The 25,393-nt window shown below is 62.8% G+C and carries 22 protein-coding genes and 1 other RNA gene; 9 read left to right on the top strand and 14 right to left on the bottom strand.

The window, feature by feature from the left end; all coding sequences use genetic code 11:
• Positions 1-44: 44 nt before the first annotated feature.
• From lapB to gyrA, 12 genes are all read right to left on the bottom strand, one after another.
• Complete coding sequence (gene lapB, locus C8K18_RS00525; protein ID WP_006050257.1) at positions 45-1,220, bottom strand: lipopolysaccharide assembly protein LapB; 1,176 nt, start codon at positions 1,218-1,220, stop codon at positions 45-47.
• 70 nt (positions 1,221-1,290) lie between these two features.
• Positions 1,291-1,584 (bottom strand): lipopolysaccharide assembly LapA domain-containing protein, encoded by a 294-nt coding sequence (locus tag C8K18_RS00520; protein WP_029967902.1) that lies wholly within the window; start codon positions 1,582-1,584, stop codon positions 1,291-1,293.
• 382 nt (positions 1,585-1,966) lie between these two features.
• The gene (locus C8K18_RS00515; RefSeq protein ID WP_006050255.1) at positions 1,967-2,290 is read right to left on the bottom strand and encodes an integration host factor subunit beta; all 324 of its coding nucleotides are present in this window, start codon (positions 2,288-2,290) and stop codon (positions 1,967-1,969) included.
• 94 nt (positions 2,291-2,384) lie between these two features.
• A complete protein-coding gene (gene rpsA, locus C8K18_RS00510; protein WP_006050254.1) occupies positions 2,385-4,118 on the bottom strand; it encodes a 30S ribosomal protein S1 in 1,734 nt (577 codons plus the stop codon).
• Positions 4,119-4,306: 188 nt separating this feature from the next.
• Positions 4,307-4,990 carry a (d)CMP kinase gene (gene cmk, locus C8K18_RS00505; protein ID WP_107706408.1) on the bottom strand — a complete coding sequence of 228 codons (684 nt, stop codon included), beginning with the start codon at positions 4,988-4,990 and terminating at the stop codon, positions 4,307-4,309.
• Between the two features lie 34 nt (positions 4,991-5,024).
• Positions 5,025-6,329, bottom strand: a complete 1,305-nt coding sequence (gene aroA, locus C8K18_RS00500) for a 3-phosphoshikimate 1-carboxyvinyltransferase (protein ID WP_006050252.1) — start codon at positions 6,327-6,329, stop codon at positions 5,025-5,027.
• A 33-nt stretch (positions 6,330-6,362) separates the two neighbouring features.
• Complete coding sequence (locus tag C8K18_RS00495; RefSeq protein ID WP_107706407.1) at positions 6,363-7,304, bottom strand: prephenate dehydrogenase/arogenate dehydrogenase family protein; 942 nt, start codon at positions 7,302-7,304, stop codon at positions 6,363-6,365.
• 51 nt (positions 7,305-7,355) lie between these two features.
• Positions 7,356-8,468 (bottom strand): histidinol-phosphate transaminase, encoded by a 1,113-nt coding sequence (gene hisC, locus C8K18_RS00490; RefSeq protein WP_107706406.1) that lies wholly within the window; start codon positions 8,466-8,468, stop codon positions 7,356-7,358.
• A gap of 87 nt (positions 8,469-8,555) precedes the next feature.
• Positions 8,556-9,638, bottom strand: a complete 1,083-nt coding sequence (gene pheA / locus C8K18_RS00485; RefSeq protein ID WP_006050249.1) for a prephenate dehydratase — start codon at positions 9,636-9,638, stop codon at positions 8,556-8,558.
• Positions 9,639-9,713: 75 nt separating this feature from the next.
• Positions 9,714-10,796 (bottom strand): 3-phosphoserine/phosphohydroxythreonine transaminase, encoded by a 1,083-nt coding sequence (gene serC, locus C8K18_RS00480; RefSeq protein ID WP_053858596.1) that lies wholly within the window; start codon positions 10,794-10,796, stop codon positions 9,714-9,716.
• A 316-nt stretch (positions 10,797-11,112) separates the two neighbouring features.
• The gene (locus C8K18_RS00475; RefSeq protein WP_006050247.1) at positions 11,113-11,715 is read right to left on the bottom strand and encodes a DUF2059 domain-containing protein; all 603 of its coding nucleotides are present in this window, start codon (positions 11,713-11,715) and stop codon (positions 11,113-11,115) included.
• Between the two features lie 138 nt (positions 11,716-11,853).
• On the bottom strand, positions 11,854-14,490 hold the full coding sequence (gene gyrA / locus C8K18_RS00470) for a DNA gyrase subunit A (protein WP_029967907.1): 2,637 nt from the start codon (positions 14,488-14,490) through the stop codon (positions 11,854-11,856).
• Positions 14,491-14,977: 487 nt separating this feature from the next.
• Here gyrA and ompA point away from each other — a divergent pair, with 487 nt between their 5' ends.
• From ompA to C8K18_RS00445, 5 genes are all read left to right on the top strand, one after another.
• Positions 14,978-15,625, top strand: coding sequence for an outer membrane protein OmpA (gene ompA / locus C8K18_RS00465; protein WP_006050245.1), 648 nt, complete (start codon positions 14,978-14,980; stop codon positions 15,623-15,625).
• 144 nt (positions 15,626-15,769) lie between these two features.
• A complete protein-coding gene (gene ubiG, locus C8K18_RS00460) occupies positions 15,770-16,468 on the top strand; it encodes a bifunctional 2-polyprenyl-6-hydroxyphenol methylase/3-demethylubiquinol 3-O-methyltransferase UbiG (protein WP_107706405.1) in 699 nt (232 codons plus the stop codon).
• A gap of 25 nt (positions 16,469-16,493) precedes the next feature.
• Entirely contained in the window at positions 16,494-17,207 is a 714-nt protein-coding gene (locus C8K18_RS00455) for an HAD family hydrolase (RefSeq protein WP_029967909.1), read from the top strand.
• Between the two features lie 149 nt (positions 17,208-17,356).
• Positions 17,357-17,726, top strand: a transfer-messenger RNA (tmRNA) gene (ssrA, locus tag C8K18_RS00450).
• Between the two features lie 303 nt (positions 17,727-18,029).
• Positions 18,030-18,389 (top strand): hypothetical protein, encoded by a 360-nt coding sequence (locus C8K18_RS00445; protein WP_029967911.1) that lies wholly within the window; start codon positions 18,030-18,032, stop codon positions 18,387-18,389.
• Positions 18,390-18,480: 91 nt separating this feature from the next.
• On the opposite strand, the gene C8K18_RS00440 is transcribed toward C8K18_RS00445, so the two are convergent.
• Positions 18,481-18,744 carry a hypothetical protein gene (locus C8K18_RS00440; RefSeq protein WP_029967912.1) on the bottom strand — a complete coding sequence of 88 codons (264 nt, stop codon included), beginning with the start codon at positions 18,742-18,744 and terminating at the stop codon, positions 18,481-18,483.
• Between the two features lie 120 nt (positions 18,745-18,864).
• A complete protein-coding gene (locus C8K18_RS00435) occupies positions 18,865-19,944 on the bottom strand; it encodes a substrate-binding domain-containing protein (protein WP_006050239.1) in 1,080 nt (359 codons plus the stop codon).
• A gap of 134 nt (positions 19,945-20,078) precedes the next feature.
• Here C8K18_RS00435 and C8K18_RS00430 point away from each other — a divergent pair, with 134 nt between their 5' ends.
• From C8K18_RS00430 to C8K18_RS00415, 4 genes are read left to right on the top strand one after another with little or no spacing between them, the layout of a single operon-like run.
• Positions 20,079-20,564, top strand: coding sequence for an NAD(P)H-dependent oxidoreductase subunit E (locus C8K18_RS00430; protein WP_107706404.1), 486 nt, complete (start codon positions 20,079-20,081; stop codon positions 20,562-20,564).
• Positions 20,561-22,126, top strand: coding sequence for an NADH-quinone oxidoreductase subunit NuoF (locus tag C8K18_RS00425; RefSeq protein WP_107706403.1), 1,566 nt, complete (start codon positions 20,561-20,563; stop codon positions 22,124-22,126). Before C8K18_RS00430 ends, C8K18_RS00425 begins: the two co-directional genes overlap by 4 nt.
• 15 nt (positions 22,127-22,141) lie before the next feature.
• Positions 22,142-25,120, top strand: coding sequence for a formate dehydrogenase subunit alpha (gene fdhF / locus C8K18_RS00420; protein WP_107706402.1), 2,979 nt, complete (start codon positions 22,142-22,144; stop codon positions 25,118-25,120).
• A gap of 7 nt (positions 25,121-25,127) precedes the next feature.
• Positions 25,128-25,379 carry a formate dehydrogenase subunit delta gene (locus tag C8K18_RS00415; RefSeq protein ID WP_006050235.1) on the top strand — a complete coding sequence of 84 codons (252 nt, stop codon included), beginning with the start codon at positions 25,128-25,130 and terminating at the stop codon, positions 25,377-25,379.
• The last annotated feature ends 14 nt before the right edge of the window (positions 25,380-25,393 follow it).

The raw sequence follows: 25,393 nt of genomic DNA, 5'->3' as shown, positions 1-25,393 counted from the left end.
TGATGATTCCGGTCATGAACACGCTGCCGAAGCCGCGGGCGACCTCAGTTCGACGCAGTGATCGGCTCGACCCGGCGCGGCGCGTAGGTTTCCCAACCGCTGCAGCCGGGACACTGCCAGTAGAAAAGCCGCGCCCTGAAACCGCAATTCTGGCACGTATAGCGCGGCAGATTCTTGGTGCGCTGGCGGATCAGCGTGCGCATCAGTTCGAGCTCGCTGCGCCGCGGCTCCTCCGCGACAGCCTGCTGCGCCTCGAGCAGGCGCGTCATGCCGGCGAGATTCGGCGACTTCTGCATCTGCGAACGGGCCAGCGCGTGCGCGGCGTCCGGCCCGCGCAACGACGCGACGTGCTGATAGGCGACGTCGAGCAGATCGTTGCTCGGATAGCGGTCAACCCACGTGGTGAGCAGATCGGCGCCTTCCTGCGCGCGGCCGAGCGCTTCATAGGCCTTCATCAGCTTTTCGGCGACAAGCGGCAGATACGCCGGATTCTGCTCCTCGACGCGCCGCCATTGCGCGATCGCGGCTTCCTGCGCGCCGCCGGCTGCGTCGACATCGCCGAACAGAATCGTGGCGCGCACGTTGCCGGGGTTCGCCTTCAGCGCGAAGCCGAGTTGACGGCGCGCTTCGTCGGGCTTCTGGTGTTGCAGCGCTTCCTGCGCAAGCTCGCAATGGAACTGCGCGATTTCCTTGTCCAGCGACTCCGCGCCCATCGTTTCGAGATGCCGGGCTGTGTCGATCGACTTGATCCAGTCCTTCTCGATTTCGTAGATGGTGAGGAGCGCACGCTGCGCGCCCAACGCGTAGTCGCCGGTTTCGAGCGAACGGAAGGTTTCTTCCGCGCGGTCCAGCAGACCGGCCTTCAGGAAGTCCTGCCCGAGTTCGAACAGCGCGTGATCGCGCTCACTGACCGGCAGATCGGCGCGGCTGAGAAGATTCTGATGCACGCGTATCGCGCGATCCGTCTCGCCGCGGCGGCGGAACAGGTTGCCGAGCGCGAAATGCAATTCGACGGTTTCGGGATCGAGCTTGACGACTTCGATAAACGCGTCGATTGCCTGGTCCGGCTGCTCGTTGAGCAGGAAATTGAGGCCGCGGAAATAGGAACGCGGCAGATTGGCGCTTTCTGACAGCAGCGTCTTGAGGTCGTAGCGCGCAGCCATCCAGCCGAACGCGAAAGCGACGGGAATGACGAGCAGCCACCAGAAGTCTAGATCCATGCGATGAATGCAAATGAGCCGGAAGGCGGGAACGGGATGTCGCGCAAGGGGCGCGCGGCGAACGGCACAATCAGATCAACGGCGGCATGGGCGGCTGTTCGACAACCACCGGCGCCTCGCGAGCCACCCGCAACTCGCGCTTCAATCGGCCGTTTTCCATGCGAAGGCGGACTACGGCCGGCATCGACGAAACAAGGCCGGCGACAAGCCCGACCGCGAAAAACGCGAGGCCGATCAGGATGAGCGGTGCCGACCAGGCGTAACCCGCGAGGAAATTCAGCGTAGCGGGTTGTGTATTGGAGAGTGCCAACACGAGCAGCAGCACGAACACCAGTACACGGATCAGCCAGACGATAAATTTCATGAATAGATCTCTTGACGGCAGTTGCGGGGTGACGCCGGCCTGATGACGCGTCGCGCCACGGTATTTGCCCGCGCCGAAGTGACCCGTATTGTAATTGAAGCCCTCGCGGCTGGGCAGGAACTGGCGGATCGCGGGCTTACAGAATGTGCCGGCGAAACGCGATGCGAAATGCGGCTGGGAGCGGGACAGGAAGCTGGAGTAAAAGCGCGGCTCGCCGAGAGCGCGGTTTCGAGCGCGACTGATAGCACGGCTCGGGGCGCCGTTAGTGGAGTACATGCCTGCGTGTCGACAAAGCGCCTGGGCGAAAAAAAAGCGCCTAAAGGCGCTTTTTCTGGTCTTTTGCCGACCGCTGCAGAGTGCATAACGCGCACAGAGCGGTCTTTTACAGATCGTCATCCGGCTCTTCGGCCTTCAACGGCTCGCCCGCACGACGATCGACCCGCTCACGCAACTCCTTGCCCGGCTTGAAATGCGGTACGTACTTCTCAGGCACCAGCACTTTTTCGCCCGACTTCGGATTGCGCCCGACGCGGGAAGGACGGCGGTTCAGGCCAAAGCTGCCGAAACCTCGAATTTCGATGCGGTGACCTTTGGCAAGCGCCTCAGACATCGCATCGAGCATCGTCTTGACCGCGAAATCCGCATCTTTCAATACAAGTTGCGGAAAACGCGTAGCCAGTTGGGCGACCAATTCCGATTTGGTCATACTGCAGCAGACCTCTCAAGAAAACGCCGAGCCACCCCCAAGACTTCCCCGTTGGGGAACCTGCCGCGAACGGCAGGCTGGGGGCGTTCCTCAATTACTGGTTCTGGCCGTCGAGCTTGGCCTTCAGCAGCGCGCCGAGGTTCGTCGTGCCGGTAGCAGCCGCGCTGGAATCCGACGAAGCCAGGCCGCGGATCGCTTCCTGTTGCTCAGCCGAGTCCTTCGCCTTGATCGACAGGTTGATGCCACGCGACTTGCGATCGATGTTGATGATCATCGCGTTGACCTTGTCGCCTTCCTTCAGCACGTTGCGAGCATCTTCCACGCGGTCTTGTGCGATTTCCGAAGCGCGCAGGTAGCCTTCGACTTCCGTCGACAACTGAACCACTGCACCCTTCGCGTCCACCGTCTTGACCACGCCGTCGACGATCGAACCCTTGTCGTTCATTGCAACGAAGTTGCTGAACGGGTCGCCTTCGAGCTGCTTGATACCCAGCGAAATGCGTTCCTTCTCGACGTCGATGCCGAGAACAATCGCTTCCACTTCGTCGCCCTTCTTGTACTTGCGAACGGCTTCTTCGCCCGTTTCCGACCACGACAGGTCCGACAGGTGAACCAGACCGTCGATGCCGCCCGGCAGACCGATGAAGACGCCGAAGTCGGTGATCGACTTGATTGCGCCTTGCAGCTTGTCGCCCTTCTTGAAGTTGCGGCTGAAGTCGTCCCACGGGTTCGGCTTGCACTGCTTCATGCCGAGGCTGATACGGCGGCGGTCTTCGTCGATTTCGAGAACCATGACTTCGACTTCGTCGCCCAGTTGCACAACCTTCGACGGTGCAACGTTCTTGTTCGTCCAGTCCATTTCCGACACGTGGACGAGGCCTTCGATGCCCGATTCCACTTCGACGAATGCGCCGTAGTCGGTGATGTTGGTGACCTTACCGAACAGACGCGTGCCCGACGGGTAACGGCGCGAGATGCCTTCCCACGGATCGTCGCCCAGTTGCTTGATACCGAGCGAAACGCGGTTCTTTTCCTGGTCGAACTTGAGGATCTTCGCGGTAACTTCCTGGCCAACCGACAGCACTTCGCTCGGGTGACGCACGCGACGCCATGCGATGTCGGTGATGTGCAGCAGGCCGTCGATACCGCCGAGGTCCACGAACGCGCCGTAGTCGGTGATGTTCTTGACCACGCCTTCCACGATCGCGCCTTCCTTCAGCGTTTCGAGCAGCTTCGCGCGCTCTTCGCCCTGGGTTGCTTCGATCACGGCGCGGCGCGACAGCACGACGTTGTTACGCTTGCGGTCGAGCTTGATGACGCGGAATTCCAGCGTCTTGCCTTCGTACGGGGTCGTGTCCTTGACCGGACGCGTGTCGACCAGCGAACCCGGCAGGAACGCGCGGATGCCGTTGACCATCACGGTCATGCCGCCCTTGACCTTGCCCGTGATCGTGCCGGTCACGAGTTCGTTGTTGTCGAGAGCCTTTTCCAGCGACAGCCACGAAGCCAGACGCTTCGCCTTGTCGCGCGACAGGATCGTGTCGCCATAGCCGTTTTCCAGCGCGTCGATCGCGACGGAAACGAAGTCGCCCGCCTGCACTTCTACCTCGCCCGCGTCATTCAGGAACTCTTCGAGCGGGATGTAGGCTTCGGACTTGAGACCAGCGTTGACGACCACGAAGTTGTGGTCGACACGCACGACTTCGGCGGAGATCACTTCGCCGGCGCGCATGTCTTGCTTGGTCAGCGACTCTTCGAACAGAGCCGCAAAAGATTCGGTATTCGGGGTAGAGGTTTGCAGGTCGGACATAAAAATCGAAATTTGCATGGTTCTCGCGCTGCCCGGCTGGCCGGACGGTCAGCAACTACGGCAAGAATGCGAATGCCACGCGGGGTTAAAGGGTTAATACAACGCTTCGCGACCATCGCGAAGCACCAGCAATCAATGAAACTACGACCGCGGCCGCCTGTTCGGCGAGAGCCATGCTTCATGGCAGCCATGCGTCAGGCAATCAATCACGCATGGACCAGGGCTTCGTACCATTGCACCACCTGCTCGACCGCCTGATCGACCGACAAGGCGGACGTGTCGAGCAGTTTTGCATCCGCTGCGGGCTTAAGCGGCGCGGCTGAGCGCTGACTGTCGCGCTCGTCACGCTCGCGCAAATTCCGGAGCAAGTCATCAATATTAGCAGAAAAGCCTTTTTGTATCAATTGCTTATGCCGCCGCGCCGCGCGGGCCTCCACGCTGGCGGTCATGAACACCTTCAGAACGGCGTCCTGGAAGATGACGGTGCCCATGTCGCGACCGTCCGCGACCAGCCCCGGTTCCTTACGAAAAGCCCGTTGGCGCGCCACCAGAGCGGCGCGCACCGGCGCGTGCACGGCGATCGCCGACGCACGGCTGCCGACTTCCTCCGCGCGAATTTCCGCCGAGACATCGACACCGTCGAGTTGCGCCAAACCCTCGCGAAACGTGATATGCAGGTCGTCGATCAGCTTTACAAGCGCGTCGACGTCGTCTGCCGCGACGTTGTAGCGGATGCTCGCGAGCGCCGCGAGCCGGTACAGCGCGCCGCTGTCGAGCAGGTGAAAGCCGAGGCTCGCGGCGACCAGCGCGGCCACGGTGCCTTTGCCGGAGGCACTGGGGCCGTCGATTGTAATGACGGGCGTCTGGTGAAAGGGACGGATCGGTTTCATCGAAAAGGTCGCACGTCAGGCGATTCGTAGCGAATCAAGGGTGAGTGAGCGCGGTGAAGCGCTCGAAATAATCGGGGAATGTCTTGGCGACGCACTTCGGGTCGTTGATCCGCACCGGCACGCCGCCCAGGCTCACGAGCGAAAAACACATCGCCATGCGGTGATCGTCGTACGTGTCGATCGACGCGTTCGGGATCAGCTTTTCAGGCGGCGTGACCATCAGGAAGTCTTCGCCCTCCTCGACTTTTGCGCCGACCTTGCGAAGTTCCGTCGCCATGGCCGCGATCCGGTCGGTCTCTTTCACGCGCCAGCTCGCGATGTTGCGCAGCGTGGTCGTACCGTCGGCGAACAGCGCGGCGACCGCGATAGTCATCGCGGCGTCCGGAATCAGGTTGAAGTCCATGTCGATCGGGTCGAGCTTGCCGTGGTCGGTGCCGACGCCGCGCACTTCGATCCAGTCGTCGCCCATTTGCAGGTTCGCGCCCATTCTGATGAGCGCGTCCGCGAAGCCGACGTCGCCCTGAATGCTCGAACGGCCGACGCCTTCGACTTTCACCGGCCCGCCGCCGAGCGCTCCGGCCGCGAGCAGATAAGACGCCGACGACGCATCGCCTTCCACCATGATCGTGCCCGGCGACTGATAGCGCTGTCCTGCCGGCACGACGAACTGATGCCAGCCATTGCGCTCAACGTCGATGCCGAAACGCGCCATCAGCTTGATCGTGATCTCGATATAGGGCTTCGAGATCAGTTCGCCGTCTACCTGAACGGTGGTCACGCCGCTTGCGGTGCGCACGAGCGGCAGCGTCATCAGAAGCGACGTGAGGAATTGACTCGAGACGTCGCCGCGCACGCGGATCGGCGCCTCGGCGGAAATCTGCCCGGGGCGGATGCGCAGCGGCGGATAGCCCTCGTTTTCCTCGTAGTCGATTCTCGCGCCGATCTGCCGCAGCCCGTCGACGAGATCGCCGATCGGCCGCTCGTGCATGCGCGGCACGCCGTGGATGCGGTAATTGCCGCCATTCACGGCGAGCGCCGCCGTCAGCGGGCGAACCGCCGTGCCGGCGTTGCCGAGAAAGAGATCGGCCGTGCGCGCGGTGAACGCGCCGCGCGTGCCGGTCACGACGCACGTATCGCCTTCGCGCTTCAGACGCACGCCGAGTTTCTCGAGCGCGTCGAGCATGACGCGCGTGTCGTCGGAATCGAGCAGGTTCGTGATCGTCGTTTCGCCTTCGGCGAGCGCGGCGAGCAGCAGCACCCGGTTCGAAATGCTTTTCGAGCCAGGCAGACGAACCGTGCCGGACGCACGAGAAAATGGTCCGAGATCGAGGAATTCCATGATTGAGTCCAGTTTCCGGTTATTTCGACGCGGCTATTTCGATGCGTCGCCTTGCGCGGCGCCGCCCGCGCGTTGTTCCTGCCACTCTGTGCGCGCCACGCGCGAGCGCGCGAATACGGCTTCGAGCCCGGCGCCGTCGCCAGCTTCTATCGCCGTGCGCAGCCGCGCGAGCACCGCCGTGTAGGCGTCGAGTTCGTCGAGCAGTGCGGCGCGGTTGGCGACACAGACGTCGCGCCACATTTCGGGACTCGACGCCGCAATGCGCGTGAAGTCGCGAAAACCGCCCGCGGCGAAAGAAAACTTCAACGCGGCATCGGGCGAATTCAGAATCTGCTCGACGAGCGCGAACGACAACACATGCGGCAAATGACTGACCGACGCAAACACGCGGTCGTGCTGCTCCGGCGCCATGTCGCGCAAGAGTGCGCCGGTCGCGCGCCACATCGCCGCCACACGCTCGACGGTATGCGGTGCATTTTCCGGCAACGGACACAGCACGACATTGCGGCCGACGTACAGGTCGGGCAACGCGGCCTCGACGCCGCTCGACTCGCGGCCGGCAATCGGATGCCCCGGCACGAACTGCCCGATGCGCGCGCCGAGCGCGGCACGAGCCGCGGCCACGACGTCGGACTTGGTGCTACCGGCATCGGTCACGATGGTGTTCGCGTCGAGGAACGGCGCGATGCGCTCGAGCAGCGGCTGGGTCTGCGCGACGGGCGCCGCGAGCAGCACCAAGTCGGCGCCCGCGAGCGCGTTGCGCAACGCCGCGTCGTCGTTCAATGCGGCGGCGCCGTCGATCACGCCCAGTTCCAGCGCACGCGCGCTCGACGCAGCCGAACGGCCCACGCCGATTACCGTGCGCGCCCCGTCGGCTTCGCCGCGCTCGCGCAGCGCGCGCGCAAGCGATCCGCCGATCAGGCCGACACCGAAAATCACCAGCTTGTCAAAGGAAAACGCGGCCACGTCGGTCACACAAAAAGCGCGCCTCTCATATAGACGGGCGCGCGGGTCAGAGTTCGCCGCCTAGACGGTGGCGAGGGTTTTTTCGAGCGCGGCGATGAACGCTTCGTTTTCTTGCGGCAGCCCGATGGTCACACGCAGCCACTGCGGCAAGCCGTAGTTGCCGACCGGGCGCACGATCACGCCCTGCTTCAGCAATTCGAGATTCACGCGATTGCCCGCCGCGTCGTCATTGCCGACGCGCACCAGTACGAAGTTGCCGTCAGACGGCACGTATTCGAGGCCGAGTTTCTCGAACGCTTCTGTCAGACGACGATAGCCCTGCGCGTTCAGCGCCGCGGTCTTTTCGAGGAACGCCTGGTCGTTGAGCGCGGCAATCGCCGCAGCTTGCGCGAGCGTGTTCACATTGAACGGCTGGCGCAGACGGTTCAACAGATCGGTCAACTCGGGCTGCGCGATCGCGAAGCCAACGCGCAAGCCGGCAAGGCCGAACGCCTTCGAGAACGTACGCGACACCAGCAGGTTCGGATATCGGCGCACCCATCCGATCGAGTCGTAGCGCTTTTCTGCCGGCAGATATTCCGTGTACGCCTCGTCCAGCACCACGGCCACGTGGCGCGGCACCTTGTCGAGAAACGCTTCGAGCTTCGGACCTTCGATAAATGTGCCGGTCGGGTTATTCGGATTGGCGACGAAAATCAAACGGGTGTCGTCGGTGAGCGCGGCGAGCATCGCGTCCAGATCGTGGCCGTACTTGACGGCCGGCACGACGATCGCGCGCGCGCCAAGACCCTGCGTGGCAAGCGCATAGACCGCGAACGAGTACTGCGCGTAAATAATCGCCTGGCCTTTTTCGACGAACGCGTGCGCGGCAATTTCGAGAATGTCGTTGCTGCCGTTGCCGAGCGTGATCCAGTCCGACGGCACGCCGTAGCGCTCGCTCAACGCGGTCTTCAGTTCGAACGCGTTCGCATCGGGATAGCGGCCCAACTCGCTCGCCGCCTGCGCCATCGCGCGTTGAGCCGACTCGGGCATGCCGAGCGGATTCTCGTTCGACGCCAGTTTCACGATCTTCGCTTCGTCCAGCCCGAACTCGCGCGCGACTTCCGAAATCGGCTTGCCGGCGATGTAAGGCGCTATGGCGCGCACGTAAGAAGGACCGAAGGACGTTGTCATGAAATCTCCGAACGATTATTGGAAAAGTCGCGGCGAGCGCGTCGGCATACTGCCTGACTCGCGCTTGCCCGCCGCGTGGCAGTGTTGTTAGCGGGCGCGCGGATACGAGCCCAGAATCTTCAGGAATGCTGCCTTCTCACCGAGCTCGGTCAGCGCGGCGGCCACTGCGGGATCGTCGCGATGGCCTTCGACGTCGATGTAGAAGTAGTACTCCCACGTGCCCACGCGCGCGGGCCGCGATTCGAAGCGCGTCATCGACACGCTATGGCGCGCGAGCGGCTCCAGCAGCTTGAATACCGCGCCCGGCTCGTTCGGCACCGACACGATCAGCGACGTCTGGTCATTGCCGCTCGCGCCGGTGCGCTCCTTGCCGATCATGACGAAGCGCGTGCGGTTGTGCGGATCGTCCTGAATCAGCGCGTAGGCGACCTGCAAACCGTAGTGAGTCGCCGCGCGATCGCCGGCGATGGCCGCGACGCTCGGATCTTCCGCCGCCATGCGCGCCGCTTCCGCGTTGCTCGATACCGCCTGGCGTTCGAGATGCGGCGCATTCGTCGCGAGCCAGCGCTGACATTGGGCGAGCGCCTGCGCGTGCGCGCAAACGCGCGTGACGCCGGTCAGGCCGCCGTTCAGCGTCAGCAGATTGTGATGAATCGGCAACGCAAGTTCGCCGCCGATGGTCAGTTGCGTTTGCAACAGCAGATCGAGCGTGCGCGACACCGCGCCTTCGGTCGAATTCTCGACGGGCACGACGCCGAATTCGGCAGCGCCCGCCTCGACGGAGCGGAATACTTCGTCGATCGACGGGCACGGCAGACCCTCGATCGACTGGCCGAAGTACTCGTGCATGGCCTGCTCGCTGTACGTGCCGACCGGCCCGAGATACGCGGCCTTGATGGTCTTTTCGAGCGCGCGGCTGGCGGCCATGATCTCGCGCCAGATTGCGCTGATGTGCTCGCTCGCGAGCGGCCCTTCGCTCATGTCCTGCAGACGCGCGATCACCTGCTGTTCGCGCTCGGGCCGAAACACCGGCGCGTTGAAATGCTTCTTGACCTCGCCCACTTCCAGCGCCACCGCGGCGCGCTGATTGAGAAGCGCGATTAACTGCGCGTCGAGCGCGTCGATGCGTTCGCGAAGCGGCTTGAGTCGATTATTGAGTTCGTCGTCCATGCGTGAAAACGGTCCTGCCGGTAGCTGCTGCAAAAATGCATGCTGAAAGGATACGCGCGCCGAATGCCGAAGCACTCAGGCGCTGTGGCGTTCGAATTCCTTCATGTATTCGACAAGCGCTTTGACGCCTTCGAGCGGGACCGCGTTATAAATCGACGCCCGCATGCCGCCGACGGACTTGTGGCCCTTGAGCTGCACCATGCCCCGCGCTTTCGCGCCGGCAAGGAAATCTTCGTTGCGCGACTCGTCGGCGAGGAAAAACGGTACGTTCATCCGCGAGCGCGAGCCACGCTCGACCTTGTTCAGATAGAAGCTGCTCGAGTCGATTGCGTCGTACAACAGCTTCGACTTTTCGACATTGCGCGCTTCCATCGCAGCGAGGCCGCCCTGCTTTTTCAACCATTTGAACACGAGCCCCGCGATGTAGATCGCGTAGGTGGGCGGCGTGTTGTACATCGAATTGTTTTCCGCGACCGTCTTCCATTCGAACGCCGACGGGCAAATGGGCATGGCGCGCTCCAGCATGTCCTCGCGCACGATCACCACCGTCACGCCGGCCATGCCGATGTTCTTTTGCGCGCCGCCGAACAGCACACCGTATTTGGCGATGTCCATGGGACGCGACAGGATGTGCGACGACGCGTCCGCCACTAGCGGGATGTTGCCGAGGTCGGGAATCTCGAATGTCTCGACGCCGTGGATCGTCTCGTTCGTGCACAGATGCACATAAGCCGGGTCGTCCGACAATTGCCACTCGGCAAATGCCGGCGCGCGCGTGAAGCCGTCCGCCGTCTGGCCGCTCGCGGCGACGTGCACGGTGCCGTATTTCTGCGCTTCCTTGAAGGACTTTTGCGACCACGACCCGGTGACGATGAAATCGGCGCGGGGCTTGGAGCCCAGCAGGTTCATCGGCACGATCGCGTTTTCGCCGAGACCGCCGCCTTGCAGGAACAGAATCCGATGGCTCGCCGGCACGGCCAGCAATTCGCGCAGATCGACGAGCGCTTCCTCGTGGATCGACATGAACTCTTTCCCGCGATGGCTCATTTCCATCACGCTCATGCCGCTGCCTTGCCAGTCGAGCATCTCGTCGGCTGCCTGACGCAGCACTTCTTCGGGCATGGCCGCAGGGCCGGCGGAGAAATTAAAGACGCGCATCGTGAGATCCTGAAAGCGGTGCGAACACGAAAAGCCGGGGCGCTGGTCGGCGAGCCGGCGAGTCGGTCGCCGCGAAAACAAACTACCGGAAAGTGACTACATCTATTGGCCGGCGGGAATCGCGGTACTGGACCGCTGCAGCCTGGCAGACCGCTGCAGCGCGGACATTTCCCGCCGAAAAAAGTAATGGCCGTTTGCGCACTCGCGCAAACGGCCATTATCGCATTGTCCCCGCTAACCCGCCAAACGCGGCGGCCTGGAATCAGACCGCCGGGCGACGCGCTAGCGCAGTATCAGTGCAGCTTTCGCGTCGGGCTTACTTAGCCGGCTTGACCGAAGCGACTTCCTTGTCAGCCTGGTCGCGCGTTGCCTTGATCGATTGCGGCATGTACTTCTGCATCAAGCCATTGACGACGTCGCGGCCAACCTGGTCTTGAACCTGGATGAACTTGCGGCCGGTCGGGCTCTTGTAGAACGAAGTCAGATCCTTGATTTCCGACGTGCTGTAGTACTTCGCGTACGCGTCGTACTGGGCTTGCATTGCGTCCTGGCGGAAGCTGTCCGTCGCGAACACCTGGCCCGCGCCGTCAACCAGCTTCGGCACTGCATTCTTTTGCAGAGTCGGGACGGAAGCCTGCTTCTGCTTGTCCGTCAGCGTCTTGTTTTCGCTCAGCGCGTCCGACAGGATTGCCGGAACCAGCTGCTTTGCCTGCATTTGCGCGCTGTTGCCAATTGCGCCGACGAGCTTTTGCGCGTCGATTGCGTCCAGCAGGTCCTTGATGGCAGCCTGCTTGGCCGGATCAACCGGTGCTGCAGCAGCAGCCGGAGCCGACGAACCCGGGCTCTGGAGTGCTTGAGCCATGGCAAAGGTCGGCACGAGGGCAGCCAGCAACATCAGTTGTTTGAATCGTTTTTGCATCATTACTCCCTAATAGAAATTAACTTGAACTGCCAGCCGCGCAAGAAGCGTGTCGGCCCGACACGCTATATGTCCTGCGGAGCTTTCAATCAGTCACCGGGCGTGAAGCGAAAGCACGGTCAGCGGATCCAAGTGGGATCAAGCCGCGCCGCCGTCTTCCCCGCCGTTACCACCTTCAGCAGGACCTTCGGCGTCACCTTCGACATCGCCTTCCGCTTCCGCCTCGGCAACCTGTTGCAGACCTGAAAGCTTGGTGCCTTCGTCAAGGCTGATGAGTGTAACACCTTGAGTTGCACGGCCCATTTCTCGAATTTCCGACACGCGCGTACGGATCAGAACGCCCGTGGTCGTGATCAGCATGATCTGCGCTTCCTGGTCGACCAGCGTGGCCGCGACGACCTTGCCGTTACGCTCGGACGTCTGAATTGCGATCATGCCCTTCGTGCCGCGGCCGTGACGGGTGTACTCGGTGATCGGCGTGCGCTTGCCGAAACCGTTTTCCGTTGCGGTGAGCACCGACTGCTGCTCGTCGCCCGCCACCAGCAACGCAATCACGTTCTGGCCTTCGTCGAGTTGCATGCCGCGCACGCCGCGCGCCTCGCGGCCCATCGGCCGCACGTCGTTTTCGTCGAAGCGAACCGCCTTGCCCGAATCCGAGAACAGCATCACGTCGTGCTGACCGTCTGTGATGGCGGCGCCGATCAGGTAGTCGCCGTCATCCAGACCGACCGCAATAATACCCTTGCGCAACGGACGGCTGAAGGCTTCCAGCGGCGTCTTCTTTACTGTTCCTAACGCGGTCGCCATAAAGACGAACTTGTCTGCGGAAAATTCCTTAACCGGCAGCACAACATTGATCTTCTCGCCGTCTTGCAGCGGGAACATGTTGACGATCGGGCGGCCGCGAGAATTGCGCGAGCCCTGCGGCACTTCGTAGACCTTGACCCAGTACACGCGGCCGCGGTTCGAGAAGCACAGGATGTGATCGTGCGTGTTCGCGATGAAGAGCGTGTCGATCCAGTCGTCTTCCTTCATGGAAGTCGCCTGTTTGCCGCGACCGCCGCGCTTCTGCGCGCGATATTCCGACAACGGCTGCGATTTCACGTAGCCGGCGTGCGACATGGTCACGACCATCTCTTGCGGCGTGATCAGGTCTTCGGTGTTCAGCTCGGTGGCGTTCAGTTCGATCTTCGAGCGACGGGCGTCGCCGAATTCCGACTTGATCGACGTCAGTTCGTCGACGATGATCGCCGTAATGCGTTCCGGGCGAGCCAGAATGTCCAGCAGGTCGGCGATCTGCGCCATCACGTCGCGGTACTCGCCAATGATCTTGTCCTGCTCGAGACCCGTCAGGCGTTGCAGACGCATCTGCAGAATTTCCTGAGCCTGGGTGTCGGACAAACGGTAAAGGCCGTCGGCCTGCATACCGAAAGACGGATTCAATCCGTCAGGGCGATAGGCTTCGCGGCCACCCGCCGACGCGTTTTCCTGCTCCGCGCGCGACAACATCTCACGAACCAGCGACGAATCCCACGGACGCGCCATCAATTCCTGCTTGGCGATGGGCGGAGTCGGCGCGGCTTTGATAATCGCGATGAACTCGTCGATATTGGCGAGCGCAACGGCCAGACCTTCGAGCACATGGCCGCGTTCACGCGCCTTGCGCAGTTCGTATACCGTGCGCCGCGTCAGCACTTCCCGGCGATGCGACAGGAAGCACGACAACATCTCCTTCAGGTTCAGCAGCTTCGGCTGGCCGTCGACCAGCGCGACCATGTTCATGCCGAAGGTGTCCTGGAGCTGGGTCGCCTTGTACAGATTGTTGAGCACCACTTCCGGCACTTCGCCGCGCTTCAGCTCGATCACGACGCGCATGCCGCTCTTGTCGGACTCGTCGCGGATGTCGGAAATGCCTTCGAGCTTCTTCTCGTTGACCAGTTCGGCGATACGCTCGAGCAGCGAGCGCTTGTTCACCTGATACGGCAATTCGTCGACGATGATCGCCATGCGCTGGCCGCGATCGATTTCCTCGAAGTGCGTGAGCGCGCGCATCACCACGCGGCCGCGGCCGGTGCGATAGCCGTCGCGCACGCCCGCCACGCCGTAGATGATGCCGGCGGTCGGGAAGTCGGGCGCCGGAACGATCTCGATCAACTCGTCGATCGTGGCTTCGGGATTCTTGAGCAGGTGCTGGCACGCGTCGACAACCTCATTGAGGTTGTGCGGCGGAATATTCGTCGCCATGCCGACCGCGATGCCGGACGAACCGTTGATCAGCAGATTGGGAATGCGCGCCGGCAGAATGGCCGGCTCGTTTTCGCTGCCGTCGTAGTTCGGCGTGAAGTCGACCGTTTCCTTGTCGATGTCGGCGAGCAGCTCGTGGCCGATCTTCGCCATGCGGATTTCGGTGTAACGCATGGCCGCGGCGTTGTCGCCGTCGACGGAACCGAAGTTGCCCTGGCCGTCCACCAGCATGTAGCGCAGCGAAAAGTCCTGCGCCATGCGGACGATGGTGTCGTAAACAGCCGTGTCGCCGTGCGGGTGGTACTTACCGATGACGTCACCGACAATACGCGCCGACTTCTTGTACGCGCGGTTCCAGTCGTTGTTCAGTTCGTGCATCGCGTACAGCACGCGCCGGTGCACCGGCTTCAGGCCATCGCGAACATCGGGAAGCGCACGCCCTACGATCACGCTCATCGCGTAATCGAGATACGAACGGCGCATTTCCTCCTCGAGGGAGATTGGCAGAGTCTCTTTGGCGAATTGATCCATTATCCGTATCTTTTACGTGCGAAGGCGGCGAGAATCCGGCGCCCTCGCGTAAGCATTGCAGGCGCAATGCATCACGCGATTCTAACATGCCGGGAATCCGCGCCCGACCACGTCACGTCACCCGACGTATACCTATTAGCAAGCCGTCCCGAAAAAGTTCCGCGCGGCACTTCTTTTGGGCGGATCAGGCTCGATTCATGCGTGGGGCAATTCGCCGCCGAGCCATGACTGGCGGGACGCTGCGGGCGATTGCTTCTGTTGCGCATGCACCACAATTGGAAGGCGATTTGATCGGGGGCGGATTTTTTTATCGTCGGAAGGGAACGATATGGCAAAATGCCAACGCACAAAGAGTCAGACGCTGCTCGAAGTCTACACACAACGTTTTTTGTTCCGCACCAATGTTATACTTCGAGCAATGTATGACTTGTCTTCGTCAACAGGCTCGCAGTAAACCTGCGGTAATCTCAATTTCGAGAGGAGAAATATGAATAAACTTTCAAAGCTCGCGTTCATTGCAGCTACCGCGGTTATGGCTGCATCCGCCATGGCACAGTCGGTGCCGGCGTCGCGACAAGCTACCAATGACAACTGGGTGAATGGTACTGGCGAATACGTGTGGATGAACGGCACGAACGAGCTTTGCTGGCGCGATGCATTCTGGACGCCGGCAACGGCTAACGCAAAGTGCGACGGCGCACTGGTTGCCCAGGCTCCGACGCCGCCGGCTCCGGTCGCACCGGCACCGGCCATCACCAGCCAGAAGATCACCTATCAAGCTGACGCACTGTTCGACTTCGACAAGGCTGTCCTGAAGCCGGCTGGCAAGGAAAAGCTGGACGATCTGGCATCGAAGATTCAAGGCCTGAACCTCGAAGTCGTCGTGGCAACGGGTTACACGGACCGCATCGGTTCGGACAAGTACAACGACCGTCTGTCGCTGCGTCGCGCTCAAGCTGTGAAGGCGTACCTGGTCAGCAAGGGCATCGAATCCAACCGTATCTACACGGAAGGCAAGGGCAAGCGCAACCCGGTCACGACCGGCTGCAACCAGAAGAACCGCAAGCAACTGATCGCCTGCCTCGCACCGGATCGTCGCGTGGAAGTCGAAGTTGTCGGTACTTCGAAGCAGTAAGCTGCAAAACACGCAGTACCAAAAGCCCCGCTTCGGCGGGGCTTTTTTATTGCCGGCCGCATTTTGCCGCTCCGGTCCGTCGCCTATATACTCCGGGTTTATCCTCGAGCGCCCGCTCACCGCTCTCATCGAGGCAGCTTTGCCATGACCAACGCCGATCCCCACGAACTGAAGAAATTCAGCGACCTCGCACATCGTTGGTGGGACCCGAACGCCGAATTCAAACCGTTGCACGAACTCAACCCCGTCCGTCTGAACTGGATCGACGCCCACGCGCATCTGGCCGGCAAGCACGTGCTGGACATCGGCTGCGGCGGGGGCATCCTGTCGGAATCCATGGCAGGCCTCGGCGCGCACGTCAAAGGCATTGACCTGTCGAGCGAGGCACTCGGTGTCGCGGATCTTCACAGCCTTGAAAGTGGTGTAACCGTAAGTTACGAGGAAATCGCGGCCGAAGCGTTGGCCGCCCGCGAGCCGGGCACCTACGACGTCGTCACCTGCATGGAAATGCTCGAGCACGTACCGCAGCCGTCGGCGATCGTCGAAGCGTGCAAGACGCTCGTCAAACCGGGCGGCTGGGTGTTCTTCTCCACGCTCAATCGCAATGTGAAGTCGTACCTGTTCGCCGTGATCGGCGCCGAATACATTGCGCGGATGCTGCCCAAGGGCACGCACGACTACGCGCGGTTCATCCGCCCGTCGGAGCTCGCCGGTTTCGTGCGCGCGGCGGGGCTGCGTACGGCGGACATCAAGGGTATCGTGTACCACCCGCTCAGCAAGCACTTCGCACTGTCCGCCGACACGAGCGTGAACTACATGCTCGCCTGCCGCCGCGACGCGTGATCCCCCACTGCCGACAAGAAAATCAATGAGCGATCCCACGCCCCTGCCCCAGCGCGAAGACAACGAAGATTCGCTCGGTCTTTGCCAAGCCGTGCTGTTCGACCTCGATGGCACGCTGGCCGACACGGCGCCCGACCTGGCCGCCGCCGTCAACAAGATGCGTCACGATCGCGGACTGGAAATGGTGCCGCTCGAAAAGCTGCGTCCGCTGGCGTCGGCCGGCGCGCGCGGGCTGATCTGCGGCGGGTTCGGCATTGGGCCGGACGACCACGAGTTTGCGTCGATGCGCGAGGAGTTTCTCGCCAACTACGAAGCCGACCTCTGCATCGAGACCACGCTGTTTCCCGGCATTCCCGAATTGCTCGACGAACTCGACGCGCGCGGCGTGCGCTGGGGCATCGTCACGAACAAGGTCGCGCGGCTGACGGAACCGCTGGTCGCACAACTCGGTCTGGAGGAGCGCGCAGGCTGCGTGGTGAGCGGCGACACGACGCCTCACTCGAAGCCCCACCCCGCGCCGCTGCTGTACGCGGCAAGGGCGCTCGACATTGCGCCGGAGCGCATCGTCTACGTCGGCGACGACTTGCGCGACGTGCAGGCGGGCTTTGCCGCCGGCATGAAGACCGTGGCCGCGGCATACGGCTATTGCGGCGACGACATCCCGCCCACGCAATGGCATGCGCAGCACGTTGTGCAGTCGCCAGCCGAGTTGCAGCGGCTGTTGCGCGATATCGGCTAACAACCCAATCGATGTGCGGCGCGGGTGGCCGTTACGCGCGGCTCGAACGGCACGGAAACGTCCCAGAAACGTGTCGAAAGCAAGCCGAGACACGGCCGTCAAATTATTGTAAAATCTACTTTGGCTCAACGTTCCGAGCAACGAACCGCGGGGGCGACCTGGTTTCGACAGGGGTTGCGAAGCGGCTAGGGCATGTCGAGGACCCGTCACCTCGTTAATCAATGGGAAAAACGTAACTGCAAACGACGATACGTTCGCACTGGCAGCCTAAGGGCCGCCGTCCTCTGCCTAGTTCACTGACGGGCTAGTGTCGCAAGACCGGTAGCAATACCGACAGAGGTCATATACGTCAGTTAAGCCTTGACGGAGTCACGACGTCCGGGTCGAAAACCTAGTGAATCGCCGTAGTGCAGCGTGTTCGTCCGCGTCACTACGGTTAAATCAAAAGACAGAACTAAACATGTAGAACTGGTCGTAGAGTGCTTCTGGACGCGGGTTCGATTCCCGCCGCCTCCACCACACACCTTGCAGCAAAGTGCAGTGCTTTGCGCACCGCTTAAACTAGAACCCCGACGGCGTGAGCCTTTCGGGGTTTTTTGTTTTGCATCGCCGATGCATCGGCGGATAAGCCGCGCCTCCCACCGCCCGCTGCCTGCTCCAACCGCCTCCCGCTGCCCAGAACTGCCCTTCAGGCCAGCACCGCGCGCGCGCGAAACACCCACCAAACACCCACGGAATAAACCCACCTCCCCATCCGTTAATACTCACGCGCCGACGCACGCCGCGTCGCGCGAATCCACACAACAAACAGGAGCCGACATCATGCGCAAGACCCTCTTCTGCCTCGCCCTGCTCGCCTTGCAACAGAGCGCTTTCGCCGAGCCTCCGAAAGTGGTCGACGGCCGCTTCGTCAGCGCCGACGGCATGACGCTCTATACGTTCGACAAGGACACCACGCCCGGCGTGAGCGCGTGCACCGGCGGCTGCACGAGCTATTGGCCGGCCGCGGTGGCGAGTCCGTCGGACAAGCCGTCGGGAGACTGGACGCTGATCCCGTCCGCGGACGGCAAGCAGCAATGGGCATACAAAGGTCATCCGCTCTATCGCTACGCGGCCGACAAGCAGGCGGGCGACACCAAGGGAGACGGGTTCAAGGACGTGTGGCACACCGCGAAGCCCTGACCGTCGACACCCGCGAGCCCATAAAAAAACGCCGGCAAATTGCCGGCGTCGTCATCGAGATTCGTGCACTTCGAGCAGGCCGCTAAGCCTGCTATTCCTTCGGACATTGCAGATTGCAGCCGTTCGGATCGCCCAGGTCGCCGCGCTTGCGCATCGCCGATTTCTTGCCGGACTGATACTTGTCCGACGGCGCCGACGCGGCGAACGGCATTTGCGGATGTTCGGCAAGCCGGAACTGCTCCTGCAGAATGCCGCCCGGCACGCCCGGCGAGTTCTGCGCGACAGCGACCGACGCGGTCGCGAGCAGCAAGCCGGCCGACGCGGCCGCGGCACATGCATGTAGAAGAACTTTCATATCGATTCGAAGCGCGGCGACGCGCGGGGTTGGCAAAAACGGAAGCTTAGAGAGTATCGCAAACGAAAGCCATCCGCAGCGGCGAGCACGTGAGATGCGCGGCGGGTTGTTTACCACCGCTTACGCGCCCGCCCCGCTCAATCCCGCCTCGAGATCCACGAGCTTGCCGCAGTCACGCGGGTCGTAGCCTTGCAGCCGATCGACGCTCGCATGAAACGCGCTGCTTCGCAGCAGTTCGATGACCGCCGACAGCGGCGCGCGCTCGAGCCGAGCGCGGTCACACGCGAAATAATAGTCTTCGTCGACAGCGGGAATGAAGTCGAGTCCGAAATGATGCGCGGCAGGTTCCACGCCGAAACCCACGTCCGCCATGCCGCTCGCGACGAACGCCGCGATCGCCGAATGCGTGAGTTCCGCCGACGCATAGCCGTTCACGCCATCCGGGTCGATGCCCAACTTGCGCAGCGCCAGATCGAGCAGCATGCGCGTGCCGGAACCATGCTGCCGATTGACGAAGCGAATGTCGTCGCGAGACAGGTCTGAGAGGCCAAGAATCCGTTTCGGATTGCCCTTGCCGAGAAAGAGCCCCTGCTTGCGCCGCGTCAGATGCACGAGCACATGACGCTGTGGATCGAGCCAGCGCCGGTACGTGTCCGCACATGCCGCGCGAAACTCGCCTAGCGGCAAGTGGAAACCGGCCAGCTCGCACTCGCCGCGCGCGAGCGCGCTCACGGCGTCTGCGCCATCGCGGTACTTGATGTCGACCGGAAGCTCCTGCGCGACCAAGGCGGTGACGAGCGCGGCCACCGCGTAACCATGCGACGCATGAATGCGCACGTGATCGACGGGCGGCGCGAGCCAGCGGTTCAGATCGCTCGCCACTTCGCTCGCGAGCGCCTGCATGTTGCCGTCGAGCCGTTCGCCGCACAGACGCTGCGCGCGCAGCACGGCTTGACCGAGTTCGGACAGCACGGAGCCGCGGCCGCGCTCCTTCGCGATCAGCGGACCGCCCAGACGCTCCTCGATTGCGCGCAACAAACCCCACGCATGACGGTAGGACAAACCCTTAAGCGTCGCCGCCTGCGCGATGCTGCCGGATTCGTCCACGAGAGCGAGCAGCGGCACGACGTCCGACAGGCTTGCCTCCCGGCCATCCGGGCCCTTCAATACTAGTTGAGCGTGGCACTCGATTCTGATCATATATGTGCAGGTATTTCCTATTGCATCGGCCGTTTCGCCCGCCTATCGTTCGGCTATCCCATATCGAATAGACGAAGCATAAGTGCACGCATTATGAATAACAAGTGCATATATGACTTTGGAGGAGCCCCCACTTGGACGATCTCATCGCCATCGCGCCGGAAGAGCTCGTAGCGCGCCACGCACAACCTGGCAGGTCGCTGCTGGCCGTGCTGCACGCGATTCAGGACGAACTCGGCTACGTGCCGCCCGCCGCCGTTCTACCTCTCGCACGCACGATGAACCTGTCGCGCGCGGAAGTGCACGGCGTCATCACGTACTACCACCATTTCCGCACGCAGCCGGCCGCGCCCGTCACGGTGCAACTGTGCCGCGCGGAAGCCTGCCGCAGCATGGGCACCGAGGCGCTCGCGCAGCACATCGAGTCGCATACGGGCTGCCGCTTCGACGCCGAACACAAAGCCGGCGCCGCGGTGGAACTGGAGTCGGTGTACTGCCTCGGCCAATGCGCGCTTTCGCCCGCGATGATGGTGAACGGCACGCTGCACGCGAAAATCACGCCGCAAAAATTCGACGCGATTTTCGCGGCTGCCAGCAAATGCGTGGAGGTGACGGCATGACGCGTATCTATGTTCCCCGCGATTCGTCGGCACTCGCACTGGGCGCGGACGCGCTCGCCGACGCGATCAAAGCCGAGGCGGCACGCCGCGGCATCACGATCGAACTCGTTCGCAACGGCTCGCGCGGCTTGTTGTGGCTCGAACCGCTCGTCGAAGTGCAAACCGCCGCAGGACGCATCGGTTACGCGAACGTCGACGAAAGCGACGTGGCCGCGCTGTTCGACGCGGGCTTTATCGACGGTGGCGAGCATGCGCGCCGCGTCGGCGTGGTCGACGAGATTCCGTATCTGAAGAAGCAGCAGCGCCTGACGTTCGCGCGCATCGGCATCACCGACCCGCTTTCAACCGACGACTACGTCGCGCACGGCGGCCTCGAAGGTCTGCGCAACGCGCTGCAGACCGACGGCGACGCCGCCTGCGAAGCGCTGATCGAATCGGGCCTGCGCGGACGCGGCGGCGCCGCGTTCCCGGCCGGCATCAAGTGGCGCACCGTGCGCGCCGCGAAGGCCGCGCAGAAGTACATCGTCTGCAATGCCGACGAAGGCGACTCCGGCACCTTCTCCGACCGCCTCGTGATGGAAAGCGATCCGTATGTGCTGATCGAAGGCATGATCATCGCGGGCGTCGTGACCGGCGCGACGGCGGGCTACATCTACGTGCGCAGCGAATATCCGCATTCGATCGCCACGCTCGAAGCGGCAATCGTGAAGGCGCGCGCCGCCGGCTGGCTCGGCGACAGCGTGCTCGGCTCCGCGCATCGCTTCGAACTGTTCGTCGCAAAAGGCGCGGGCTCGTATGTGTGCGGCGAGGAAACGGCGCTGCTCGAATCGCTCGAAGGCAAGCGCGGCATTGTTCGCGCGAAGCCGCCGGTGCCCGCGCTCGTCGGCCTCTACGGTCAGCCGACGGTGATCAACAACGTCATCACGCTGGCAACGGTGCCGATCATCTTCGCGCGCGGCGCGGCGTTCTACAAAGACTTCGGCATGGGTCGCTCGCGCGGCACTCTGCCGTTTCAGCTCGCGGGCAACGTCAAGCAAGGCGGGCTCGTGGAGCTTGCATTCGGCGTGACGCTGCGCGAACTGATTTACGACTATGGCGGCGGCACGGCAAGCGGCCGGCCGGCGCGCGCCGTTCAAGTGGGCGGCCCGCTCGGCACCTATCTGCCGGAAAGCCAGTGGGACATTCCGATGGATTACGAAGCGTATGCGGCGGTCGGCGCCGTGGTCGGTCACGGCGGCCTTGTCGTGCATGACGACACGTCGAATCTCGCCGAACTCGCGCAATACGCGATGCACTTCTGCGCGATCGAATCGTGCGGCAAGTGCACGCCGTGCCGCATCGGTTCGACACGCGGCGTCGAGGTGATCGCGCGCATGCGGAACGGCGATACGTCGACGCGGCAAGTGCAGTTGCTGCGCGATCTGTGCGACACGATGGTGTCCGGATCGCTTTGCGCGATGGGCGGCATGACGCCGTATCCGGTGATGTCTGCGCTCGACCATTTTCCTGAAGACTTCGGCCTCGCCGGCGCTGGCGCCGATGCACCGAAAGCTGCGGCCTGAACGAGGAGCCCAACTATGTCAGACATGCTCAACTCTACTGCCGGCGCCCCGAAGCAAGTCCCCTCGGCGGGCGGCTGCGGATCCGGCAACTGCGCGTGCAAATCGCAAGCGCAGGCTCAAACGCAAGCCCCGCGCTCGTACTTCGACGAAACCGATTTCGGCACGCCCGCGCGTCATGCGGACGTCGACGTGACGCTTGAAATCGACGGCCAGGCGGTCACGGTGCCGGCCGGCACATCGGTGATGCGCGCCGCCGTCGAAGCAGGCGTGAACGTGCCGAAGCTTTGCGCAACCGATTCGCTGGAACCGTTCGGCTCGTGCCGTTTGTGTCTCGTCGAGATCGAAGGCAAGCGCGGTTATCCGGCCTCGTGCACGACGCCGGTCGAAGCCGGCATGAAAGTGCGCACGCAAACCGACCGTCTGCAATCGCTGCGCCGCAATGTGATGGAGCTGTACATCTCCGATCACCCGCTCGATTGCCTGACCTGCCCCGCGAACGGCGACTGCGAACTGCAGGACATGGCGGGCGTGACCGGCCTGCGCGAAGTGCGCTACGGTTTCGACGGCGCGAATCACCTGAACGACAAGAAGGATGAATCGAATCCGTACTTCACCTACGATCCGGCGAAGTGCATCGTCTGCAATCGCTGCGTGCGCGCGTGCGAGGAAACGCAAGGCACGTTCGCGCTGACCATCGCCGGGCGCGGTTTCGAATCGCGCGTGGCCGCGAGCGAAAACCAGCCGTTCATGGATTCGGAGTGCGTGTCGTGCGGCGCGTGCGTGGCCGCTTGCCCGACCGCGACGTTGCAGGAAAAGACCGTGATCATGCTGGGCCAGGCCGAGCATTCGGCCGTCACCACCTGCGCGTATTGCGGCGTCGGCTGCTCGTTCAAGGCGGAGATGAAGGGCAACCAGGTCGTGCGCATGGTGCCGTTCAAGAACGGCCAGGCGAACGAAGGACACGCGTGCGTGAAGGGCCGCTTCGCATGGGGCTACGCAACACACAAGGATCGCATCACGAAGCCGATGATCCGCGCGAAGATCACCGACCCGTGGCGCGAAGTGAGCTGGGAAGAAGCGATCAATTACGCGGCCTCGGAATTCCGCCGCATTCAGGCGAAGCACGGGCGCGATTCGATCGGCGGCATTACGTCGTCGCGTTGCACGAACGAAGAAACCTATCTGGTGCAGAAGCTCGTGCGCGCCGCGTTCGGCAACAACAACGTCGACACCTGCGCACGCGTTTGCCACTCGCCGACCGGCTACGGTCTGAAGACGACGCTCGGCGAATCGGCGGGCACGCAGACCTTCGCCTCGGTCGATAAAGCCGACGTCATCATGGTGATCGGCGCGAATCCGACCGACGGCCATCCGGTGTTCGCCTCGCGTCTGAAGCGCCGCGTGCGCGAAGGCGCGAAGCTGATCGTGGTCGATCCGCGCCGCATCGACATCGTCGATACGCCGCACGTGAAGGCATCGCATCATCTGCAATTGCGCCCCGGCACCAACGTCGCGGTGGTCAACGCGCTCGCTCATGTGATCGTCACCGAAGGGCTGCTGAACGAAGCGTTCATCGCCGAACGCTGCGAAGGCCGCGCGTTCGAGCAATGGCGTGATTTCGTCGCGCTGCCGGAGAATGCGCCCGAAGCAACGGAAGCCGTGACCGGCGTGCCGGCCAAAGACGTGCGTGAAGCCGCGCGCATCTACGCGACGGGCGGCAACGCGGCGATCTACTACGGCTTGGGCGTCACCGAACACGCGCAAGGCTCGACGATGGTGATGGGCATCGCGAACCTTGCGATGGCGACGGGCAACATCGGCCGCGAAGGCGTCGGTGTGAATCCGCTGCGCGGCCAGAACAACGTGCAGGGTTCGTGCGACATGGGCTCGTTCCCGCATGAGTTGCCGGGCTATCGCCACATCAGCGACACGATCGTGCGCTCGCAGTTCGAAGACGCGTGGAATGTCACGCTGCAAACCGAGCCGGGTCTGCGCATTCCGAACATGTTCGAAGCCGCGCTCGACGGCAGCTTCATGGGCCTGTACTGCCAGGGCGAGGACATCGTGCAGTCGGACCCGAACACGCATCATGTGGCGGCGGCGTTGTCGGCGATGGAATGCATCGTCGTGCAGGATATTTTCCTGAACGAGACCGCGAAGTACGCGCATGTGCTGCTACCCGGCTCGACCTTCCTCGAAAAGGACGGCACCTTCACGAACGCGGAGCGCCGCATCTCGCGCGTGCGCAAGGTCATGCCGCCGGTGCCGGGTTACGCCGACTGGGAAGTCACGCTGCTGCTCTCGCGCGCGCTCGGCTACGAAATGGACTACACGCATCCGTCCGAAATCATGGACGAGATCGCGCGTCTCACGCCGACCTTCCACGGCGTGTCTTACAAGAAGATCGACGAGCTGGGCAGCATCCAGTGGCCGTGCAACGAAGAGGCGCCGGACGGCACGCCGACCATGCACGTCGACACGTTCGTGCGCGGCAAGGGCAAGTTCGTGATTACGAAGTTCATCGCGTCGCCGGAAAAAGTCACGCGCAAGTTCCCGCTGCTGCTGACGACGGGGCGCATCCTGTCGCAGTACAACGTGGGCGCGCAAACGCGGCGCACCGAGAACTCGCGCTGGCACGACGAGGACCGGCTCGAACTGCATCCGCACGACGCGGAAGAACGCGGCATCAAGACGGGCGACTGGGTCGGCATCGAATCGCGCGCGGGACAAACCGTGCTGCGCGCGAAAGTGACCGAGCGGATGCAGCCGGGCGTCGTTTATACGACGTTCCACTTCCCCGAATCGGGCGCGAACGTGATCACCACCGAGAGTTCGGACTGGGCGACCAACTGTCCGGAATACAAGGTGACCGCCGTGCAGGTGATGCCGGTCGAACAGCCGTCCGAGTGGCAGAAAGAGTATTCGCGCTTCAACGCGGAGCAACTCGAGTTGCTCAAGCAGCGCGAGCTGGCCAACGCGACGTCGGGTAAGTGAGGCGACGATGGACACTCAGAATCTGATCGACATGGCGAACCGCATCGGCGATTTTTTCGATTCGATGCCGGATCGCGAAGAAGCCATCACCGGTGTCGCCGACCATATCCGCCGCTTCTGGGAGCCGCGCATGCGGCGCGCGCTGCTCGCAGCGCTCGATGCGCCGCAGGCGGGCGGCATCGAGATGTCGGCAATCGTGAAGGAAGCGCTCGTGAAGAACCGCGAGCGTCTGACGCCCGCTGAGCCTTCCATCGCGTGATGAGTGCGTGACGG

This window comes from Paraburkholderia sp. GV068 (assembly GCF_003058125.1).
Classification (GTDB): Bacteria; Pseudomonadota; Gammaproteobacteria; order Burkholderiales; family Burkholderiaceae; genus Paraburkholderia; species Paraburkholderia graminis.
Note: the sequence above shows the minus strand (reverse complement) of the source record. Positions and strands in the feature narration are given on the sequence as shown.

Coding starts and splice junctions, on each gene's coding strand:
- lapB (WP_006050257.1), bottom strand. CDS start 1,220: ATGGATCTAGACTTCTGGTGGCTGCTCGTCATTCCCGTCGCTTTCGCG.
- C8K18_RS00520 (WP_029967902.1), bottom strand. CDS start 1,584: ATGAAATTTATCGTCTGGCTGATCCGTGTACTGGTGTTCGTGCTGCTG.
- C8K18_RS00515 (WP_006050255.1), bottom strand. CDS start 2,290: ATGACCAAATCGGAATTGGTCGCCCAACTGGCTACGCGTTTTCCGCAA.
- rpsA (WP_006050254.1), bottom strand. CDS start 4,118: ATGCAAATTTCGATTTTTATGTCCGACCTGCAAACCTCTACCCCGAAT.
- cmk (WP_107706408.1), bottom strand. CDS start 4,990: ATGAAACCGATCCGTCCCTTTCACCAGACGCCCGTCATTACAATCGAC.
- aroA (WP_006050252.1), bottom strand. CDS start 6,329: ATGGAATTCCTCGATCTCGGACCATTTTCTCGTGCGTCCGGCACGGTT.
- hisC (WP_107706406.1), bottom strand. CDS start 8,468: ATGACAACGTCCTTCGGTCCTTCTTACGTGCGCGCCATAGCGCCTTAC.
- pheA (WP_006050249.1), bottom strand. CDS start 9,638: ATGGACGACGAACTCAATAATCGACTCAAGCCGCTTCGCGAACGCATC.
- serC (WP_053858596.1), bottom strand. CDS start 10,796: ATGCGCGTCTTTAATTTCTCCGCCGGCCCTGCGGCCATGCCCGAAGAA.
- C8K18_RS00475 (WP_006050247.1), bottom strand. CDS start 11,715: ATGCAAAAACGATTCAAACAACTGATGTTGCTGGCTGCCCTCGTGCCG.
- gyrA (WP_029967907.1), bottom strand. CDS start 14,490: ATGGATCAATTCGCCAAAGAGACTCTGCCAATCTCCCTCGAGGAGGAA.
- ompA (WP_006050245.1), top strand. CDS start 14,978: ATGAATAAACTTTCAAAGCTCGCGTTCATTGCAGCTACCGCGGTTATG.
- ubiG (WP_107706405.1), top strand. CDS start 15,770: ATGACCAACGCCGATCCCCACGAACTGAAGAAATTCAGCGACCTCGCA.
- C8K18_RS00455 (WP_029967909.1), top strand. CDS start 16,494: ATGAGCGATCCCACGCCCCTGCCCCAGCGCGAAGACAACGAAGATTCG.
- C8K18_RS00445 (WP_029967911.1), top strand. CDS start 18,030: ATGCGCAAGACCCTCTTCTGCCTCGCCCTGCTCGCCTTGCAACAGAGC.
- C8K18_RS00440 (WP_029967912.1), bottom strand. CDS start 18,744: ATGAAAGTTCTTCTACATGCATGTGCCGCGGCCGCGTCGGCCGGCTTG.
- C8K18_RS00435 (WP_006050239.1), bottom strand. CDS start 19,944: ATGATCAGAATCGAGTGCCACGCTCAACTAGTATTGAAGGGCCCGGAT.
- C8K18_RS00425 (WP_107706403.1), top strand. CDS start 20,561: ATGACGCGTATCTATGTTCCCCGCGATTCGTCGGCACTCGCACTGGGC.
- fdhF (WP_107706402.1), top strand. CDS start 22,142: ATGTCAGACATGCTCAACTCTACTGCCGGCGCCCCGAAGCAAGTCCCC.
- C8K18_RS00415 (WP_006050235.1), top strand. CDS start 25,128: ATGGACACTCAGAATCTGATCGACATGGCGAACCGCATCGGCGATTTT.